Origin of the sequence: Spartinivicinus marinus (assembly GCF_026309355.1) — a bacterium.
GTDB classification, from domain to species: Bacteria; Pseudomonadota; Gammaproteobacteria; order Pseudomonadales; family Zooshikellaceae; genus Spartinivicinus; species Spartinivicinus marinus.
Map to the genome: position 1 here is coordinate 4501231 of NZ_JAPJZK010000001.1, position 20290 is coordinate 4521520.

Here is a 20290-nt window from a genome sequence, read left to right on the forward strand (position 1 = left end):
CCTTTAACAATTCTCAGGATGCCCTTTTAAAGGCATTATGCGTTTTATTTTAGAAAATAGATAGTAGTGGGAATCGGTTTAATTTTGCAACAGTTTATCGTAAACCTAATTTAGTTGGTAACAAGTGTAGTGCAACGGAAAATTATTCATTTAGATTGTGATTGTTTTTTTGCCGCTATTGAGGTGAGAGATAATCCGCGACTAACAGGAAAGCCTGTTGCTGTCGGTGGGGCACCTGAAAAACGGGGGGTAATAGCAACTTGTAATTATGAAGCACGCCAATACGGTGTGCGTTCAGCTATTGCTTCTGCTTATGCGAAAAAACTGTGCCCTGAGCTGATTATTATAAACCCACGAATGTCGTATTATCGCGAAATATCTTGTTCTATTCAGACAATTTTTCATGAATATACGGATTTAGTCGAGCCTCTCTCGTTAGATGAGGCCTTCTTAGATGTGTCCAACAGTACCTATTGTAAAGGCAGTGCCACACTGATAGCAGAAGAAATTCGCCAGCGAGTCTATGATACACAACATATTACAATCTCTGCAGGCGTTGCTCCCAATAAATTTTTAGCCAAAATTGCCAGTGATTGGCGTAAGCCTAATGGCTTGTTTGTTATTGCACCAAACCAAGTCGCTGAGTTTGTGCTCAAGCTGCCAGTCAACAAAATATATGGGGTAGGTAAAGTGACGGCAGCAAAGCTGAAGGCAATGGGGATTGCAACTTGCGGAGATCTGCAACAGTTTTCGTTGGATACGCTGATTAATAAGTTTGGAATATTTGGTGAGCGTTTATATGAGCTAGCGCAAGGTATTGATCATCGACAAGTGCAGTCTATTAGAAGGCGTAAGTCACTTAGTGTAGAGCACACTTATCCAGATGATTTAGGCGACTGGTCAGCTATTCAAATACACATTCCGACATTACTAGCAGACTTAGAAGTAAGGTTGGCTCCCAAGCTGGGGGAAGGGTATGCCATCAGTAAGCGATTAGTAAAGATTAAGTTTCATGACTTTACCCAAACTACACTGGCAGAAGCTTGTCAGCCTCAATCTATACAAGAAGTGCTTACTGTTGATGATTATAAGAGATTATTTTCTAGTGCATTTCAAAGAGGTAAAAAGCCAGTAAGGCTCTTAGGCGTTGGCGTTGGTTTAATGGACTTGTATGAGAGGAACCCTGTTGAGCAGTTGGAGTTGTTTCCAGGAGGGACTTCTGATAAACAATGACACCCGCTTAACAATTAAGCAGGTGTCTTGCGCAAAAAGATCTGAATAATATTACCAAAATGTGCAGTTAAAGATGTTTAAGCTGCTCTTCAATTTCGGTGATTTTATTGCTAACGACCTTTTCTAGGTGTTTTAAATCTTGAAGAATTTTTTTCTTGTGATCAATTATTTCTTTGTCATGTTTGGTGACTCGATCTAATTCATCAACAACATGCCTTAAAATAGGCGAAATTTCTGTAACATCTTTATATTTGTGAGTACCGCTATCAACTAATACTGTTTTCTTTTGGCGGGGGTACTTAAACTTTTCACTACGGGCAAATAATGAGCCTTTTTCTTTTTTGTAGTAAATTTTAAGTATATCGTATTCTGCTTCTGAACGAAGGCTATAGCGATCGATATTTTCGATAGCTATAATGCCCATGCTTTTTAAATGATCGTACATAGTCCTACCTGATCTAATTGCTAAATTATTAAAGTTGCCTTTAATAAGTGTACTGCCTAACGGTCTTTTGTCACTCCGGACTAATACGAAAAATTATTTGGCGTTGATGCTAAGGGTACTTATAACGTAGGTAAGTTTAGCTAGTGAGTTGTTATTAGGGGACGATGCTAACGAGGAATATACTTATAAACCAGGACTCAGTCATAAGTGTTTGATGAAGAAACTATTGTGAAGAAATTACTGTGAAGAAACCACTGCTATCTTTTTGCGGAAGGAGCAGTAGTTTCTATTAGATAAAGGTGAAAAGCAAGTAATTACTTAATAACGAGTACACTTGTGTTGCAGTGTTCTACTACTTTAGCCGTAACCGAGCCAAGGAAAAAGTGATTTAGCTTGCTGTTATGGGTGGCAATGACTACCAGGTCGATATCGCTTTGGCTGATTTTTTTAAGAATTTTTTTATAAGCTTTACCTTCAGCTACATCTACTTCGTAATTGATCCCTTCAGGTAGTTGCTGTTTTGCATATTCGTTTAGTCGAGTTTGTAAGTCCGCTAATGCTTCTCGCATCACTTCCGTCGGGAAGTGGTTTGATACGATTGGCATATTAAAGCCAGGAATAACAGTGAACAGATGTAAAGTGGCATTATTCGACTGGGCAAGGAAAATGGCGGTATCGATTGCTTTTTGAGCTAGCGCAGTTTCATTTAAGTCGACAGGAAGTAAGATATTTTTATACATAGGACACCTTGAATAACTACCTCAGTGTTAGTCGGGCTTAAGTAGGCCTCACTAACGTAGGTAGAGAGGTTGTCAAAGTAGAAAAACTTCTGCAATGACATGTGTCATTTAAAAGCCAAACTTTATTGCTCTCTAGCAATAAAGTTTGGCCATGTTTTACTGCTCTGAAAAATGCTTAAGCAGTTGTTGATTGGTTCTGTTTTCGGCGGCGTTGCATTAAGAAAATACCGCCGAGCAATAATAATGCAGGAATAAACATCCACTGCTTATTGGGGCGGTCAGTATTTTCTTGCTCAATGCGTATAATTTGCCAGTCGAAGTCGACCCCTTGTCTGCCAATAGCAGAGCTAAGATCAACTGAATCAACTGTAACAGTTCCTTTTACGTCGTCAATGAGTAGCTCTAAACCACCGGCGCGAATCATTGCTTCACCACTATCACCTTTTGGTAAGCGTAAGAGAACGGTTTTTTCTTTATGCTGACCATCAATGGTTTCACCACCTACTCTCAGTCGAAGGTCTTTCCCTTCACCTACTTGCTCTGCCATTTGGTAGATTTCTTTGGCAGGGATGAAGTTAGTTGGCTCGTAGAGGTAGTCCCACCAGAAGCCTGGACGGAACAAAGTAAAGGCTACCAGCAATAAACCAACGGTTTCATACCAGCGGTTTTTTACAAACCAAAACCCTTGGGTAGCGGCAGAGAAAACTAACATAGCCCCTAGTGCGCTAAGTATCACTAGTGTCAGATCCAATGGGCCGCCAATGTCTATTAACAACAATTGTGTGTTAAAAATAAACATAAAGGGCAGGATAGCTGTGCGAATATCATAGATAAAGCCTTGAATACCGGTCTTGATCGGATCGCTTTGAGCAATCGCTGCTGCTGCATAAGCCGCAAGCCCTACAGGAGGTGTATCATCAGCTAATATCCCAAAATAGAACACAAATAAATGCACAGCAATCAGTGGCACAATTAAGCCGTTTTCAGCGCCTAAGGAGACAATGACAGGCGCCATTAAGCTTGAAACTACAATGTAGTTAGCGGTTGTGGGCAAGCCCATACCTAAAATTAGGCTGATAATGGCGGTAAAGATCAGTACTAATAAAATGCTACCTTGAGAGAGTAACCCAATCACCTCAGTTAGCTTTTGACCAATACCGGTTAAGGTTACAACGCCTACGATAATACCGGCTGCCGCCGTTGCCACACCAATTCCGATCATGTTGCGTGCGCCAGTTGCAAAGCCAAGCATTAAATCACTAAAGCCGAGTTTGGTTTTCTCCCGAAGTTCTTTAGCGTAATCACTTACAGTGGCTGTGGTCGTTGCAGCGCTTGCTTCACGCTTGTGAGCAAAAAATACCTTCAATGGCCGATGGGTAACCACTATAAAAATCATAAAGACAGTTGCCCAAAAAGCAGATAAAGAGGCAGATAAACGCTCAACAGTTAAACACCAAACCAAAATCACGATGGGTAATAGAAAGTACAGGCCACTTTTAACAGTAGGGCCAACAGGTGGCATTTCAATGACATCCTGGTCTGGATTTTCTAAATGAGGGGCCGGGTATTTAGTGGAATAAGCTACCAGTGCAACATAAGCAATAAATGTGATCGCACCTATTACCCAAATGGCAGCATCGCCCAGTAATGATTTAGACCAGCCAATGCCATAGTAAACAATCAGGCTTAATGCACATAGGCCAAGAATTGTGCCTATAAAGGTAAGCAGTGACTGTACTAAAGTTGGTTTGTAAGGCCTTGGTAATCCTTCCATGCCGGATTTTAGTGCTTCCAAGTGCACAATGTAAAACAGCGCAATGTAAGAGATCAGTGCAGGCAAAATGGCATGTTTGATGACTTCTATATAATCAATACCTACGTATTCCACCATCAAAAAGGCTGCAGCCCCCATAACTGGTGGTGTAAGCTGACCATTGGTAGACGCTGCTACTTCAATTGCACCTGCTTTGCTGGCGGGGAAGCCAACTCTTTTCATCAGGGGAATAGTGAAAGTACCCGTTGTTACCACATTGGCAATAGAAGAGCCGGAGACAATGCCACTTAATCCAGAAGAAACAACAGCTGCTTTGGCAGGCCCACCTTTTAAGTGTCCCAACAGTGAAAAGGCGACTTGAATAAAGTAGCTGCCTGCACCTGCTCGATCAAGCAATGCACCAAAAAGAACAAATAAGAATACGAAATCGGTAGCAACGCCTAAGGCGACGCCAAACACACCTTCTGATGTAATCCAAAAATGGGAAAGGGCTTTTTGTAAGCTGGCACCTTTATAGGCAATAACATCTGGCATGTAGGGGCCAGCAAAGGTGTAAACCAAAAATACACCCGCCACAATCATTAAGGGTGGCCCAAGTGCTCGCCGGGTTGCTTCCAGTAACAGCAGCATACCAATACCAGCTGTCACTAGGTCAGCTGTTGTTGGTGCACCTGCACGATTGGCTAGGTCATCTTTGAATACTACCAAGTAAAGCGTACATGCGACCCCAACAAGGGCAAAAAACCAATCCTGAATAGGGATGTAGTAACGCGGTGATCGTTTAAATGCGGGGTAAGCGGTAAAGGCCAAAAATAGCGCAAAACCTAAGTGGATAGCTCGTGACTCGGTGCTGTTGAATAAGCCAAAACTGAAGTCTTGAGTGATATTGTTGTATATAAACGTGTTAATGCCGCTGGGTAACGGGGAAGCAATCCATAACTGGAATAGCGACCAACAGATAGGGACCAGTAACAGCACATAAGCAGGAATTCCTCTTGGTGCTCTGGCTCCACTATCAGCTTCGGCGATCATTTGCTCTAGGTTTTGGTCTAGAGGAAGATCCTGGTCTTTCGAGGTCATATCAGTATTTGCCTTTAGATACGAAAGAGAACAAGCTGGTAGGGCTGCTGAGCCATTGACAGCAGCACAGGGAGATGCCACGTAAACTAACAGCTGCTTTATATAAAGATAATAAAATTTTCATATTTAGCCGCTATATTTTAGTCCTGGGTATCTTAAGAAATAACATTAAATACTGTGGACTAATGTACTTCATAACATACCCAGGTTGGTGGCATCTAAATGATGCTTTCAGGCTAACTCATAAAAGCCGAAATTATTTAATTAAGCCGGCTTCTTTAAAGTACTTTTTAGCACCTTCGTGCAGTGGTGCGGAAAGTCCATCAGTGACCATGCTTTCTTTATTCAGGTGGGAGAAAGCCTGGTGTAGAGAGGTAAAGTCAGTGAAGTTACTAAATACAGCTTTAACTAAGTTGTATACTACTTCTGGTTTGGTTTTTGTTGAGCTAACTAGCGTAGCCGCGACACCAAATGTAGGAATATCTTTGTCGTTGCCTGCATATAAACCGCCAGGAATCACTGTTTTAGCATAATAGCTGTTATCAGCAACTAACTTGTCGATTTCTTTACCTTGAACGGGAACAATTGTGGTGTCACAGGTGGTGGTTGCTTCTTTGATTGATCCACTAGGATGACCAGCGACAAACACGAATGCATCTATTTTGTTGTCACATAAGGCTTTTGCTTGTTCAGCTGACTTTAATTCAGACACTAAAGAGAAAGCTTTCTTGTTCCACCCGTACTGCTTCATTAACACTTCCATGTTGGCCCGTTGACCAGAGCCTGGGTTGCCAATATTAATGCGTTTGCCTTTTAAGTCAGCAAAGTTCTTAATGTTAGCGTCTTTTCGTGCAACTACTGTAAAAGCTTCTACATGTAAAGAGAAAACAGCGCGTAAATCTTTGTATGCACCTTGATCTTTAAATTGGCTGCTACCGTTGTAAGCGTGATACTGCCAGTCAGACTGGACAACGCCTAAATCCAGCTCGCCAGCACGCATCGTATTAAGGTTGTAGATTGATCCACCAGTACTTTCTACAGAGCAACGAATACCATGCTCTTTGCGGCCCTTGTTAACTAAACGACAAATAGCACCACCAGTAGGGTAATACACGCCAGTAACACCACCAGTACCGATGGTAATAAATTGTTGTTCAGCAGCATGGCTTGCTGATATGCCCACTACACTTAAGCTAACACCCACTAAACCATAGGAAAGTTTTTTCAATACGGACATGTTTACCTCGTCTCTTTTACTTTTATGTAGGTATACCTTTAAACAAACAGGTATACTGGTTGTTTTTTTGTTAAAACAGTAGTGCAATGACTATACAAATACGGCTTTAACTATAGTCAAATCCTTGTCAATTGCAGCCTGTTTGACAAAAAAGGAACAATTTAATTACCAAATACCCCGTATAACTATAAGTATTTTTACCTACATAAATGATTTTAATTGCTATCACATGATGAAAAATACTTAAAATCAAGGTAGTTAGGCCTAATTAGCGGCCAAGTATTTTTTTTGCTGATTAATTGAACAGGCTAGTAGTACTGACCTTTTTGAATATAATTCAATCGTTTTCTTTTTAACAGAAACTTGCTTAAGATACCGCACCACAATGGGTGAGTGGGGTGGTTTAATTGTGGACAAAAATCGGGGTTGAAAAATGTGGAGTGGAAAAGTGTGGGGTGAAAAACATAAACCATGGCGGTGAAGGTTGGGATATATGGGTTTAATGGCCTAAGCCGACTGGCAATTAGAGCTGCCTGGGAGTGGCCGGAAGTCGAATTTGTTTTAGTCAATGATGCCTCGGTTACACCAGAGCAGGTTGCTTGGATGCTAAAACAGGACAGTACCCGTGGCTGTTGGCAAAAGTCGATAGTGGCTGAAGAAAAAGCGATCAGGATTGATAACACCTCTGTTGCTTGCACTCAGTTCGCTAAAATATCTGAAATTCCTTGGCGAAAGCTGGGTGTCGATATTGTACTGGTTGCTGAGCCCTGGCCTGAAGAAGTTAGCTTGCATGCCTTGAAAATGCTGTTGCCCAAAGCAATATTAACTCGCCCAGTTGAACAGGTATTGGCTTTAGTGATGGGGGTTAATGACCATTTATACTCCCCTCATGATCACTCACTGATTTCGGCCTTGTCAGCTAGTTGTCATATGGTTGCACCGGTGTTTAATGTATTACTTAACGGGCTGGGAATAAAATATGCGTCTTTTTACTATCAGCCAGGAAATAATACGGCAAGTCATCACTTATCCCCCCAACACTTTAAGCAGCGTCTGAGTTATGAAGAAGCCTCGGTTTACAGTCAGCCTACCTGGTTAGCAGATGAACTCTTATCAGTTTTTCCTGGCTTTAAACATCAGCTTGCTGCAAGTGCGCATTTTTTGCCAAGTGCAAAGTTATCCCAAGTACATGGTACTTTTTTGGTTGAGTGTAAAACGACAGTCGCAGAAGTGAATAGCTTGTTGGAAAAAGCGGCAAAAGGGCGCTACCGACAACTGTTGTCTGTTAATAATGAGCCTTTATGGGTAAATGACCTATGGCAACAGCCTTATTCAGTAAGCCTGGAAGCCGCCGCTACACAAGTGGTTGGCAGTGAGATGGTTAGCTTAACCCTATGGGCTGATGAGCAATGGATGTATGCACACCGGTTAATGGAATTAGTTCGAAAAGTAGGAGTAGCGACAACAAACCATCCAGCTGTTACTTAAGGGATCTTTGATAGTGCAGAAATATCCGAGAGAGTTTGAATATTTCTGCAGTTCCAAATAGAGCTAACAAAAATCAATAAACAATTATTAGAGGTGCCCTTTAGGTGTTTTGTTGTAAACAACATTTTTTGTATTTTTTGCCGCTACCACAAGGGCATGGCGCATTACGATTAATTTTTGTTTGTACTTTAAATGGTGCGGTTGGGTCAATGTAATACCAGCGCTGATCAATTTTTACAAAACGAGAGTTTTCAGATAATACTTGAGTTTTAGGGTTACTGGTCAATTGGTAATAAGCACTAAAAGTAACTTCTCCTACCTCATCTGATGCTTGGCCTGCCCACACTTTATTCACTTCCAGCTTTACCCAATGACACTGATCGGCCCAGGATGTTATTGCTTCTTTCTTTAAGCCTGCTTGTTGTTGGGGGTGGGTAGTAGCAATTAAATAATCCAATGCATTTACCGCATAGGCTGAATAACGAGAGCGCATTAGCTGTTCAGCTGTTGCAGCAGATTGACTACCTTCAATTAGTGGTTGGCAACAATTGATAAAGTCTTGATTGCTTCCACAAGGGCATGATGCAGGGTTATTCATTTGCTCGCTCATCTTTTAAATAATGTTTGACAATAATAACATGAATTTTAGTGAATTTTTTATTGTGATTTATTAGGCGAGGTGCTAGATTCGAACCGCTCTAGCTCGAATATTTCACCAGATATCAAGGACTCTATGGTCTAGTGAAATATTCGGGCTAGTTCAATAGTATAAAACAGTTATGAAGTAATTTAGCTTTTAAAAGGATTTTATTTCCAATGGAAAAAAAATATTTAGCTCACTTGTTCGGAGCATCCATTTGTACCTTTGCGTTACTGCCTGTTATTTCTGCATCGGCAAATCCTGCGATATCTCTGCAAGATCCACCTGAAAACTCAGTTTATATAGAGGACATTGTTTACGGTGGTACTGGTTGTCCTAATGGAACAGTTGGTACTTCGGTGGCACCAAACGGGTTAAATTTTGGTGTGTCTTTTGATCAATATATAGCGGGTATTGGTGATGGATATAATCGTGCAGATAAAAGAAAATACTGCGAACTAAGGATTAACTTACATATCCCTTCAGGTTATTCCTATGCAATTGCCGATATAATTTATCGCGGTTATGCCGAGTTAGATAAAGGAATAGTCGGTACGCTTAAATCACGCTATCGCTTCCAAGGAGAATTACTGGAAGCGGGTTTTTCGAAAACTATTCGAGGACAGGTAGATAAAGACTTTGCCTATGAAGATACGCTAGACCTTGAATCTTATGTGTGGTCTGACTGTGGAGCCACTGCACCTGTTGTACTAAATACGCAAATTCGCTTAAATGCCACACCTGTAGCAGCACCAGAGGCGGGCGGTACAATTGGTGTTGATAGTGTTGAAGGTAAGCTGACTCAGGAATATGGCTTGGTTTGGCGTCGTTGTGGAGAAGTGGCTGGTACTTTTGAATAATGCAAAACAGCCTATCATGCTGCGTTTAGATAAAATCAAAGGCAGATAGGCTTAAAAGGAATTTGTAAGGAATTAATAATGCTAACAATAAAATCATTAAGAGTAGGCCTTATCAGCAGTGTCTTTTTTGTTACTGGACAGAGTGCTCAGGCGACTGATTTTGAGTATGTCACTCCCCCTGAAGGTCAGGTAAAAGTTAAAAGTATTATTTATGGTGGATCAGGTTGTCCGCAAAACACCATTGCCACATCGGTAGCGAAAAGTGGCTTAAATTTTGGTATTTCTTTTGACAATTATGTTGCAGGTATTGGCGATGGATTTGCTCGCCATGATAAACGAAAAAATTGCGAGTTACGGGTTGAATTGGCTGTACCCAGTGGCTATTCCTATAGCATTGTTGATGCTAATTATCGTGGTTATGCTGATCTTGATAATGGAATTAATGGTACCTTTGTCAGTCGCTATCACTTTCAAGGGGAATTATCTGAGGCAACCCTAGCGCGCTCAGTGCGTGGCCCGATTAATCGAGACTTTACTGTATCAGATAGTTTGGATGTGGAATCTTTTGTTTGGTCTGATTGTGGCGCTATGGCACCTGTAGTACTAACCACCCAGCTAAACCTGAAAAAGACCCATATGGCAGGCACTAATGCAGAAGGGGTCGTTGGGTTGGATAGTGTTGAAGGCAAGTTAACCCATCGTTACGGTTTAAAGTGGAAACGCTGTAATAATTGAGATAAGTATTGAAGGGGTTGTTTTTAGCTTTTATAAAATCACGTATCATCACCTTCTAGTAAAAGAGGGTGATGATGTTAAATAAAGAACTCAAGCAAACCATTCAGCGTGCCTATAGCCAGTTTTTAGAGCAACAGTCGCTAAAGCCCCGTTATGGGCAAAAGTTGATGATTGCTGAGATTGCTAAGTCATTAGCTGCGGTTCAAGTTGATGATGAAGGTAACCGTGAGTCAGACCCTGCCGTTTGTGCAGTGGAGGCGGGCACAGGCACCGGTAAAACAGTCGCCTATGCAGTTGCGGCTATTCCTATTGCTCAATACAGTGAAAAAACACTGATTGTTTCTACTGCAACAGTTGCCTTACAAGAGCAAATTGTTCTGAAAGATCTCCCTCAAATTCGTCAACAAAGTGGTTTGTCATTTAACTTTTGCCTGGCTAAAGGCCGGGGGCGATATGTGTGTTTAACAAAGCTAGACCATCAAGTGCAAAGTGCTGATGACATGCAGAGTACAGTCGAGCTGTTTGCTGAAGTAGGCTATAAGGTTGACTTGGATAACAGCAAACAGCCTATTTTCCAAGACATGCTGAACCGACTAGCAACAGGTAAGTGGGATGGAGACCGTGATAATTGGCTTCAACCAGTAGATGATGAGGTTTGGCGAGCTGTCACCACAGATCATCACCAATGTACCAACCGGCGCTGTGAGTTTTTTAATCAATGTGCTTTTTTTAAAGCACGGGAAGCATTAGGTAAAGTTGATGTGGTTGTCACCAACCATGATTTAGTGCTTGCCGATTTAGCTTTGGGAGGAGGCGCGGTTTTACCTGCACCAAAAGATGCTATTTATATCTTTGATGAAGGACATCACTTACCGGATAAAGCGGTTAACCATTTTTCTCATGGAGCACGTATTAAAGCGACTGGGCAGTGGTTAGATAGTTTAGCTAAACAATTGAGTAAATGGTTACAACAGCATGCTTTACCTGGAGAAATTGGGCGGCTCATGGAAAAGGCTGGTCTTTTGGCACCTGAGCTGCAAAAGCTGTTGGATGAAAGCTACCAGCTATTAGCACAACTGCTCACTCAGCAAACAGCCAATAATCAAGCTTCTTCTGGGTATCAAAAAAACAAACCCACAGCAGGTTCTCAACAACAAGAACTGACGATTAATTATCGATTTCCAATGGGAGTGATCCCTGAGCTATTAAAAACACAGGCTGAACAACTTAAACAGCAATTCAGTCAGTTAACTGATGTGTTGGACCAGGTGGCTGAGTTATTAAAAGAAGCCATTGATGGCAAGCTAACTGGGGTAGATAAGCAGGAGGCAGAGCAGTGGTATCCCTTGGTTGGAGTACACTTAACCCGCTCAATGGCCAACCTGGCCTTATGGCAGAGTTATGCGGCAACTGATCCCACTACCAGCCCACCCTGGGCCCGTTGGTTGGTCGGCATTGATATCGGTGGGCGGCTTGAGGTGGAGATAGCCTCAAGCCCTATTTTAGCGGCAGAAACCTTGCGTCAGTCGTTATGGAATCGAGCACATGCTGCTGTAATAACCTCTGCCACTTTGACGGCGTTAGGAACCTTTGACCGATTTCGAATGCGTGCCGGCATTCCCAAAAATAGTGCCACACTTGTTGTACCCAGCCCTTTTGATTACGCAACAGCGGGCCAGTTAGTAGTACCTGCAATGAAAAGTGGGCCAAAGGACCAGCAGGGCCATACAGAAGAAATTATCCAACAGTTGCCGGCTTTAGTTAGCAAATATTCGGGTAATTTGGTGCTATTTGCTTCTCGTAAACAGATGTTGGCTGTGTATTATGGTTTAGCTGAAAAAGACCGTCGTCTAGTGATGATGCAGGGAGACTTGGCAAAACATGAAATCATTAAACGACATAAGCAGGCAATTGATAAGAAGCAACCAAGCGTAATTTTTGGTCTTGCCAGCTTTGCAGAAGGTATCGATTTGCCTGGCGAATACTGTCAGCATGTGATTATTGCCAAAATCCCTTTTGCAACTCCAGATGACCCGATAGAGTCAGCACTCGCGGAATGGATTGAAAATCAAGGGCGCAATGCATTTATGGAAATTACCATTCCTGATGCAGCTGTTAAATTAGTGCAAGCCTGTGGTCGCCTTTTAAGGACTGAAGCAGACCATGGTCAAGTCACTTTATTAGATCGGCGATTGGTAACTCAGCGCTATGGGGCAATGCTATTAAATAGTTTGCCCCCTTTTATGCGAGTAATTGAGTAAATGCAGGAAGTGATAGGTAGTCTCTTCTAATTAATTTATTGCTCGTACATGCCTTTAAACTGCTCAACTAAAATATTGGCATTATTTAGTTGAGCAGGGGTCATTAGCTTGGCAACTTCTTGCTGGGTTTGCTTGGCTTCAGGCTGTTTAGAGTGGGCTTGATGACTGGATAAGGTGAGCCAGATATAGGCGGATATAATATTGGCGTCGGTACCCTTCCCTTTTAAGTAAGCCTGGCCTAGATAATATTGCGCTTCACCATCTTTACTACGAGAGGCCTCTGCAAACAATTGGAAGGCTTGTTCTAGATTTTTTTTAACACCATGACCAGAGGTGAGTGCCAGACCCATCAGCGTTTTTGCCTGAGGGTTATCTGATCTTAATGCTTGTTTTAACCATTTGATGGCGGTTGGGTAATCTTGCTGGATATCACGACCGTAGTAGTATGCTTTGGCAAGATCAAACTGTGCACGAGAGTTTCCTGCATTGGCCGATGTTTCAAGTGCGGTGATATTGGGGTTGGCTACTATTAGACTAGGAAATAATAAACTAAGTAATAAAATAGCTAAAAATTGCGCTTTCACTTGATGTCCTTCAAAAACTAACTATGCAGAAGAGTAGAGCCTTAAGTAGGCTATTGTTTAAATGCTATTGCCAGGGTGGGTAATTTGCAAGTATCGCATGATTGAAGATCGTCCCTAGCCGTTACTCATAGCCATTCTAGTGGGTTGATACATGAGTCAAAACTACTTTTAAAATGAATAACCTGACTGGCAAATACCAATTTGGATAAACGATTTGGATAAAACTGTGCTAGGATTTGCCGCCAGAATTAACCGTAGCGAACTACCTTAGAGTGTGTATGGATAAATACGAAGAGATTAGACCTTACCACGATCATGAAGTAAGAGAAGTTGTTGATCGCCTGCTTTACGATGACGGCTTTCTTGAATCAATGGCAAAGTTTAAGCTGGGTAAGCTGGCAACTAAGTTAGGCCCTGTGATTAATCCTTGCGTGCGTTGGCTATTACGTCGGGAGCTGAAGCCGGTCAATGATGTTACAAGCTTGCAAGATGCCGTAGAAAAATATGTAGATCGAGTCATTCATTTAACTACAACGGATGTCACTTTCTCTGGGGCTGAAAAATTAAATAAGCAGCAGAGTTATTTATTTATCAGTAACCACCGAGATATTGTGCTTGATCCTGCGTTCGTCAATTTTGCTTTATACCATAACAATATTAAGACACCACGTTTGGCAATTGGTGACAACTTGTTAACTCGCCCCTTTGTCAGTGATTTAATGCGGTTAAATAAAAGCTTTATTGTCCGTCGCTCCGTGCAGGGTAAGCGAGAAAAACTAGCTGCTTATCAGCAGCTTTCCAGCTATATCAATGATTCACTGGCTGAAAATGAGTCAATCTGGATTGCACAACGAGAAGGGCGAGCGAAAGATGGCAATGACTTTTCTGAAGCTGCCATTATTAAAATGTTGCAGTTAAGCCAGCGGGGAAAAGACATCAGTTTTAGTGATTTCATTAATAATCTGAGGCTTGTACCGGTTGCTATTTCTTATGAGTATGATCCGTGCGACTGGCTAAAAGCAAGGGAGCTTTACCAGACTGAGCGCGATGGCCATTACCAAAAAGCCAGTAACGAAGATGTGCAAAGTATTGTCAAAGGCATTCGTGGCTTTAAAGGGCATGTCCATATTGCTTTTGGTGAGCCATTAACGGGACAGCTTGATACACCTCAGCAGGTGGTTGATGCAATGGATAGACAGATTTTAACCCATTATCGGCTCTATCCAGCTAACTACTTTGCTTATGAAAAACTGGAAGAAGCGCAACAGCCATTGGACTGGGACAAGATAGGGACAGAATTTCCCAACATTGATTTAGCCGCGCGACGTCAGCGCTTTGAAGAGCGTTTAGCTAGTTGTAATGCTGCATGGCGCCCATGGTTATTGCGAATGTACGCAAACCCCGTCATTAATAAGTTAAAGCTGCAGCAAAGCTAAACGGTTTTGAAATGGATTTTTCGGCCCTAACTCATGGTTTTATGCTTAGGGCCTGCTCTATTTGTGATTATTTCAGCCATACAAGAAAGTTGCTACAAAGTGTCAATCCTCTCTTAACAGTCATCTGGCTTATTTAGCTAAAAAAGCAGAGCCCTACAAAAATTGAGCCTCCAGCCATGGCACCACAAAACAAGGCTGCCCCTGTAAATAATCGGTTCCAGGTGTGTTGAATCGTGCTGTAATCAAAATGGCTAGAGATTGGGAGGTGCTCTTCATGGCTAGTAACTATGGAGGGGGCCGATGCCAAGCGGGCATTGGCACGGATTCGCACACTTAAACTCAATAGCCCACCTAGTATCCCGTATATGGTTGCCAGAATAAATAAGCTTTGTTGTGGGTGAAGGCTGATATACTCCCAGGCTGCTTGGGCAATAGGCATGGATACTCCTTTAAATACTGGCATGGCCCGCTTGGGCATCTAAAAATTGCATAAATTGGGTAAAAAAAAGCCAGTATTGTAAAGGCTTAACAAAACAACTCAATAGGGAATTGTTTTTATTGCTGCTTGCCCGTTCACAATAAGTGCGTGAGGCAGAGTGCAAATTGCCTGTTTTTCCTGCTGAACTTTGGGATGAGATGTGCTTCTAATATACACGCTAATTATGTGATTTTATTCATTCAAGTGAGGCTAACGGGTTATGTATAGTAATACCGTTATGTGGCGGGAGCTGATTCACCGAGGTGGAGAAGCTTTTCAGCAGGAGCAATATTTATTGGCAAAAGAGCGTTTTCAACAAGCGCTTAATTTAGCCGAAGTTGCTCTAAATAAGGCTCAAACAATACCTGCCTTTGTTGAACAACTAACAGAGCAGCCAGTTGAACCACCAGCAGAACAAGTAGTGCAACAATTTTTAATTGCTTGTTGTAATCTGGCTGATACCCACAACATGATGGGGGATAGTGAAGTGGCTGATTATTACTATCAGTGTGCTTGGCAATCGCTGCAAAGCCTGATTAGTGCCACTAATATAGCGCCTTGCTTGAGGCAGCAGGCGATTATTCAACTTGAAAAAGCCGCTAAGGAGTTTACTGAGTTGGCAGAATACCCTGTCAACTCAATAATGGATGCACCTTGGCATCATGCTAATGAACAACATTACGGCCAGTCAAAAATAACACCCATCTATCATTAAATATCCAGCTGTTGCATTAATTATCTGTACTTGGCATTTGTTTGCTTGTTTTTAAAGTAAGCCGATCTAGAAAATGTTGTTACAAGTGCAGATAATTTTTCAATGGCTATAGTTTTTTTCTCAAGCAATAATAAAAAGAAGTTATCTGCATAATTTCTTGCTTTGGCATAGAGTATTTTGCGGTAAGCAAAGTCTAACTCTATTAAAAGTGCTCAGTTGCACATCCGTTTGCGGTAATGCTACTGATGAGACTAGTAAGTCTAGTGAGAAAGCAGCGAGAAAGTATCTAGAAAGTATCTAGAAAGTATCTAGAAAGTATCTAGAAAGTAGCGAGAAAGGTATTTTGTGATGAGATATGTAATAGCTTGTATGATGTCTGGTTTGTTTGTGATGCTGACAGGCTGTGTATCAAACCTGTCAGGAGAGTCTTACTCAAGAAATGAAGCAAGACAGTTACAGACAGTAAAAATGGGAACAGTGATTGATGTGAAGTTGGTGCAGATTGAAGGCACAAAAAGTGGTGTTGGAGCTATTGCCGGTGCGGCTGCAGGTGGTATTGCTGGCTCAACTGTTGGTGGTGGGCGTGGTAGTGATATCGCTGCTATTGCGGGTGCTGTAGCAGGTGGGTTGTTAGGTGGTAAAGCTGAAGAAGCGTACACTCGCTCACAAGGGGTTCAGCTAACCATTGAGCTATATGATGGTTCTTATGTTTCTGTTGTCCAACAGGTGTCTCCCAATGTTCGGTTCCGCCCAGGTGATCGAGTCAGAATCCTAACTCAAAATGGTGTGTCTCGCGTTGTTCAATAAACCCCAGGCGCAAACCTTGCTCTCTAGTGGTGCTGTTAGCTTATTTCGCATATGTACCACTAGCTATAATGAAAGTTTTTGCTTTTTACACAGGTCTATTTGTATATGAAGAATAAGGACCAGCAGTTTCAGGCTTTGGTGGAGGCCTACCACAAGCCTTTGTACCGTTATGCGTATTGGTTGACAAGTGATGAATCCGTTGCCGAAGACTTAGTGCAAGAGACTTTTATGAGAGCGTGGCGAGCTTTAGATAGCTTACAGAACGTTGAAGCGGCAAAGTCGTGGTTGATAACGATATTACGGCGTGAGAATGCTCGTCGTTTTCAACGTAAGTCATTGGAATACACTGATATAGAAGCAGATGAACTACCTGATAACAGCGGCCATTATGCTTTTTCTACTAATTTGGAAGCACTCAGAAACTGCATGGGGAGACTTTCAGAAAAATACCGTGAACCGATAGTGATGCAATTGGTTTTAGGCTATTCACAGGATGAAATTGCACAGGCTTTGGACATTCCAGCAAATACAGTAGCAACTCGGTTACGTCGTGCACGGCAACAGTTGCAAGCAATGTTAGGTGGTAATGATGAGCAAGGATATTCACGAGGTGTAGGAGTATGAACTGCTTAGAATTTCGCCGAGTGGTATTAGAAGAGCCGCAGCAACTCCCACCAGCACTTAGTGAGCATAAACAGCAGTGTAAGGATTGCCAACGCTACTATACCCAGTTGCAAGAGCAGGAGGCGTTGTTAATGGAGGCTCTTGCAGTGCCGGTGCCGGAGGATTTAGCGGCAAAAATTATGCTCCAGTGCAGCTTTGATCAAACTGCTGATCAGGAAGTTTCAGAAGCGGAGCCAAAAATTGTACCTCTCAAAAGTAAAAGCAAAACTTTTCGTCAGTTTATTGGGGGCTTTGCAGTAGCCGCTTCTGTGATGATGGGAGTGGTATTCTGGCAGGCCCATTTGAACTCTGAGCAGCAGCAGCTGACAGAAATGTTTGTTCAACATATGGAACATGAAGCTCACTCTTTAGTTTTAGAGGAACCTATTTCTGTTGGCCGGGTTGGGTTTACCTTAAATAATGTGGGAATTAAACCCATGGCTGAGTTGGCCAATGTCACTTATGCTGCAAATTGTGTTATTGAAGATAAAATGGTGGCGCATTTGGTAGTTAAAACCGATCAAGGCCCAGTGACAGTTCTACTAATGCCACACAAGCAGTTTGGCGATGAGTTTGCTGAGGAAGCTAAACAGTGGCAAGTGGCTTTAACTAATATGAAGCAAGGAAGTGTCGCTTTTATCGGGCCTAAGTCACTTAACTTGGAGCCTATCCAGCAACAAGTGATGCAGTCAGTTGACGTGCTTCAGATATAGGTGTGTTGCATATATAAAAGCTGAAAGTCTAGCAACTGGCTTCTATTATCAGAAGCCAGTTGCTGTATACTATTAATTAAATGAATTTGGTAAATGTAATAATTTTGTAGTAAGACGCTATTAAAACCGGGTTGATAGTAATTTCTTTGCAGCCGCTTTTATTGCTTCTCCATACTGTTCTTCTAGATCGGTCCGTTCCGAATCCTGCTGGATTTTTAAACTCAGTTGCATTGCTTCACGAGCATCATGGGTTGCCATGTGTTTAGTTGCATTATAAATAGTATCAAATACAGCTAAGTCGGGCTGCTTCACCAAGTTGACATCAATGTTATCCAGAAGGATTTTGAGACGAATTGCTCCTTCTGTGAGGTCGAGTTGGTCGTTAGCGATGGCTAATGCCAGAATTTTTATACTAGAAGCAAGAAAGTCTTTTTGTTGTTTTTCAAACTGCTTTAATTTGGCCTGATTCGCGAATACCTCGCGCCACAAGACAACTGCCCATGCACTAAGTCCTAAGATAATCAATATGCCAAAAATAAGAAAAATATTTGTATACAGCATGCGATAGTAAGCTTATGTCGTAGATCGTGAAATGACGCGGTTTGGGCTAAGGAGCACTTTTTATAGGACGCTGCACTAGGTTAGCATGAATCAACATGAAAGGGCAGTTTAAGGGTACCTATAAAGCTCTTAAGTACAAGCGTTCTTTGCCGTAGATTTATAGTTTCTGGTTGCGTCATATTGGTCAAGAAAGTCGAGTAGCGCTTGGTTGACTTGGGCAGGTTGGTCTAATGGAGACGCATGGCCAGAGTCTTCGATCACTACTAGTTTGGCATTAGCGAGTTGCTGACAATAGTCTGCTTTATAGCTGATAGGGGTATAGTCTCTATCACCCGTTAAAATTAAGCAGGGACACTTGATATTATTGAGAGGGACCGCAACTGACCAGTTAATAATAGCTTTAAAAGCATTGACATAGGCCGCTTTATCATTAGCTGCCCATTTTTCAACCCCTTGTTGTCGAAGCGCATGTTGCTCTGGTTTAGGAAACAGTTTTTGCATAATAAACTTGCCTGTTATTCGCATACCCAATAGCTGAGTAATGAGTAGCCGCTGGTATATTAAGCAGCGAATTTTCCAAGAGCGGGCAATAAGGTGAGGGCCACTGTTAATAATAGATAATGACAGGACTTGCGGAGGCTGATCGACAGCTAATTGAAAGGCGATCATTCCTCCCATGGAAATACCAATTAGATGGTATTGATGAAGACCCAGTTGTTTTGCGAAACACCTGACATCATCTGCCAACATTTTAATGCTATAGGGGCCTGGTGGTTTGCTGGACTGGCCATGACCTCTCAAGTCTAATGTAATAACCTGAAAGTCGCTTTGTAGTGCTGATACTTGATGAGGCCAATCCTGACTACTGGAACCCAAACCATGGAGGAGCAATACAGGCTCTCCTGAGCCTTGCATTTCATAATACAGTCGTTGCTGATTAGCAGTAATAAAAGGCATGGGTTGGCTTCATCCTTGAAGTGTAATATTTGCTGTAGTACTACATTAAATTAAAGACTACTCATCCTTTGGTTGTGTTTTTTCTGGCAACAGCTCTTTTGATTGTGGCTTCTCGATACTGCTTAAAATCCCTCTAAGAATACTAAGCTCTTGCCTTTCAGGCCTTGCCCGGTTAAATAGGCGGCGTAATTTCAGCATGGTTTGCCCTGGGTGTTGCTTAAGAATAAAGCCTGTATCGGCTAATACCTGTTCCAGGTGCTGGTAAAAATACTCCATTTGCTGATTACTGGGGTGAGCCGGTGCGTTGGTCGTTGATTGATCATCAGGGTATTGTTGGGCAGCAAGATAAGCCTGGTAAATTTCATAGCTGATGGTTTGAACAGCGGTTGCCAGGTTGAGTACGGGGTATTCTGGGTTAGCAGGAATATATGCATGATAATTACACTGCTGTAATTCTTCGTTGTGTAACCCCATAGTTTCACGGCCAAATACTAATGCAACGGGTTGGTGGGGAGCTTCAGTGATTACTTTTTCACCACACTCTCGGGCGCTGAGCATAGGCCAACTGTGGGTGCGTTGGCGTGCACTGGTGCCAATCACTAATGAGCAGTCTTGAATCGCTTCTGCCAGGGTTTCAGTAATGACTACATTGGCTAACACATCTTTGGCACCAGCAGCCATTGCAGTGGCCTCTGTGGCAGGAAACTGTTGGGGATCTACCAGATAGAGTTGTGATAACCCCATATTTTTCATTGCCCGAGCGGCGGAACCAATATTGCCGGGATGAAATGTGTTAATTAAAACAATGCGAATATTTTCTAACATGTTAACTACATATACCTGAAATTTTGGCCTATTATACCAAGTTTCAATGTGGGTTGCT

20 protein-coding genes are annotated in these 20290 nt (G+C 42.2%); 10 read left to right on the forward strand and 10 right to left on the reverse strand.

Annotation, left to right across the window (positions count from 1 at the left end):
• Positions 1–129 precede the first annotated feature (129 nt).
• Positions 130–1233, forward strand: coding sequence for a DNA polymerase IV (gene dinB / locus OQE68_RS20165; RefSeq protein ID WP_266195784.1), 1104 nt, complete (start codon positions 130–132; stop codon positions 1231–1233).
• Positions 1234–1300: 67 nt separating this feature from the next.
• On the opposite strand, the gene OQE68_RS20170 is transcribed toward dinB, so the two are convergent.
• From OQE68_RS20170 to OQE68_RS20185, 4 genes are all read right to left on the reverse strand, one after another.
• Positions 1301–1678 carry a DUF3461 family protein gene (locus OQE68_RS20170; RefSeq protein ID WP_180569202.1) on the reverse strand — a complete coding sequence of 126 codons (378 nt, stop codon included), beginning with the start codon at positions 1676–1678 and terminating at the stop codon, positions 1301–1303.
• 314 nt (positions 1679–1992) lie between these two features.
• Positions 1993–2418, reverse strand: coding sequence for a universal stress protein (locus OQE68_RS20175; protein WP_180569203.1), 426 nt, complete (start codon positions 2416–2418; stop codon positions 1993–1995).
• A gap of 175 nt (positions 2419–2593) precedes the next feature.
• On the reverse strand, positions 2594–5272 hold the full coding sequence (locus tag OQE68_RS20180) for a TRAP transporter permease (protein WP_180569204.1): 2679 nt from the start codon (positions 5270–5272) through the stop codon (positions 2594–2596).
• 256 nt (positions 5273–5528) lie between these two features.
• The gene (locus OQE68_RS20185; RefSeq protein WP_180569205.1) at positions 5529–6509 is read right to left on the reverse strand and encodes a TAXI family TRAP transporter solute-binding subunit; all 981 of its coding nucleotides are present in this window, start codon (positions 6507–6509) and stop codon (positions 5529–5531) included.
• Positions 6510–6980: 471 nt separating this feature from the next.
• Here OQE68_RS20185 and OQE68_RS20190 point away from each other — a divergent pair, with 471 nt between their 5' ends.
• Positions 6981–7997 carry a glyceraldehyde 3-phosphate dehydrogenase NAD-binding domain-containing protein gene (locus OQE68_RS20190; RefSeq protein ID WP_180569206.1) on the forward strand — a complete coding sequence of 339 codons (1017 nt, stop codon included), beginning with the start codon at positions 6981–6983 and terminating at the stop codon, positions 7995–7997.
• A gap of 100 nt (positions 7998–8097) precedes the next feature.
• On the opposite strand, the gene OQE68_RS20195 is transcribed toward OQE68_RS20190, so the two are convergent.
• Positions 8098–8595: a YchJ family protein gene (locus tag OQE68_RS20195; RefSeq protein WP_180569207.1), complete on the reverse strand. Its 498-nt coding sequence runs from the start codon at positions 8593–8595 to the stop codon at positions 8098–8100.
• 218 nt (positions 8596–8813) lie between these two features.
• Here OQE68_RS20195 and OQE68_RS20200 point away from each other — a divergent pair, with 218 nt between their 5' ends.
• The 3 genes from OQE68_RS20200 (at position 8814) to dinG (ending at position 12493) form a co-directional block, all read left to right on the forward strand.
• Positions 8814–9497, forward strand: coding sequence for a DUF4360 domain-containing protein (locus tag OQE68_RS20200; protein ID WP_180569208.1), 684 nt, complete (start codon positions 8814–8816; stop codon positions 9495–9497).
• Positions 9498–9575: 78 nt separating this feature from the next.
• Complete coding sequence (locus tag OQE68_RS20205; RefSeq protein WP_180569209.1) at positions 9576–10232, forward strand: DUF4360 domain-containing protein; 657 nt, start codon at positions 9576–9578, stop codon at positions 10230–10232.
• A gap of 71 nt (positions 10233–10303) precedes the next feature.
• Entirely contained in the window at positions 10304–12493 is a 2190-nt protein-coding gene (gene dinG / locus OQE68_RS20210) for an ATP-dependent DNA helicase DinG (protein WP_255490914.1), read from the forward strand.
• Positions 12494–12528: 35 nt separating this feature from the next.
• On the opposite strand, the gene OQE68_RS30910 is transcribed toward dinG, so the two are convergent.
• Entirely contained in the window at positions 12529–13077 is a 549-nt protein-coding gene (locus OQE68_RS30910; RefSeq protein WP_180569210.1) for a tetratricopeptide repeat protein, read from the reverse strand.
• Positions 13078–13355: 278 nt separating this feature from the next.
• Between OQE68_RS30910 and OQE68_RS20220 the strand changes: the two genes are divergently transcribed.
• Entirely contained in the window at positions 13356–14513 is a 1158-nt protein-coding gene (locus OQE68_RS20220) for a 1-acyl-sn-glycerol-3-phosphate acyltransferase (protein WP_180569211.1), read from the forward strand.
• Between the two features lie 133 nt (positions 14514–14646).
• Here OQE68_RS20220 and OQE68_RS20225 read toward each other — a convergent pair whose 3' ends face one another.
• A complete protein-coding gene (locus OQE68_RS20225; protein WP_180569212.1) occupies positions 14647–14952 on the reverse strand; it encodes a hypothetical protein in 306 nt (101 codons plus the stop codon).
• 259 nt (positions 14953–15211) lie between these two features.
• On the opposite strand from OQE68_RS20225, the gene OQE68_RS20230 reads away from it, so the two are divergent.
• From OQE68_RS20230 to OQE68_RS20245, 4 genes are all read left to right on the forward strand, one after another.
• Positions 15212–15706 (forward strand): DUF2753 family protein, encoded by a 495-nt coding sequence (locus OQE68_RS20230; protein WP_180569213.1) that lies wholly within the window; start codon positions 15212–15214, stop codon positions 15704–15706.
• Positions 15707–16054: 348 nt separating this feature from the next.
• Positions 16055–16513, forward strand: a complete 459-nt coding sequence (locus OQE68_RS20235) for an outer membrane lipoprotein (protein WP_180569214.1) — start codon at positions 16055–16057, stop codon at positions 16511–16513.
• A 99-nt stretch (positions 16514–16612) separates the two neighbouring features.
• The gene (locus OQE68_RS20240) at positions 16613–17137 is read left to right on the forward strand and encodes a sigma-70 family RNA polymerase sigma factor (RefSeq protein ID WP_255490919.1); all 525 of its coding nucleotides are present in this window, start codon (positions 16613–16615) and stop codon (positions 17135–17137) included.
• Positions 17134–17889, forward strand: a complete 756-nt coding sequence (locus tag OQE68_RS20245; RefSeq protein ID WP_180569216.1) for a DUF3379 family protein — start codon at positions 17134–17136, stop codon at positions 17887–17889. Before OQE68_RS20240 ends, OQE68_RS20245 begins: the two co-directional genes overlap by 4 nt.
• A gap of 120 nt (positions 17890–18009) precedes the next feature.
• On the opposite strand, the gene OQE68_RS20250 is transcribed toward OQE68_RS20245, so the two are convergent.
• The 3 genes from OQE68_RS20250 to trmJ form a co-directional block, all read right to left on the reverse strand.
• Entirely contained in the window at positions 18010–18450 is a 441-nt protein-coding gene (locus OQE68_RS20250) for a DUF2489 domain-containing protein (RefSeq protein ID WP_180569217.1), read from the reverse strand.
• A gap of 129 nt (positions 18451–18579) precedes the next feature.
• The gene (locus OQE68_RS20255; RefSeq protein ID WP_180569218.1) at positions 18580–19407 is read right to left on the reverse strand and encodes an alpha/beta fold hydrolase; all 828 of its coding nucleotides are present in this window, start codon (positions 19405–19407) and stop codon (positions 18580–18582) included.
• Between the two features lie 57 nt (positions 19408–19464).
• Positions 19465–20232, reverse strand: coding sequence for a tRNA (cytosine(32)/uridine(32)-2'-O)-methyltransferase TrmJ (trmJ, locus tag OQE68_RS20260; protein ID WP_180569219.1), 768 nt, complete (start codon positions 20230–20232; stop codon positions 19465–19467).
• Positions 20233–20290 lie beyond the last annotated feature (58 nt).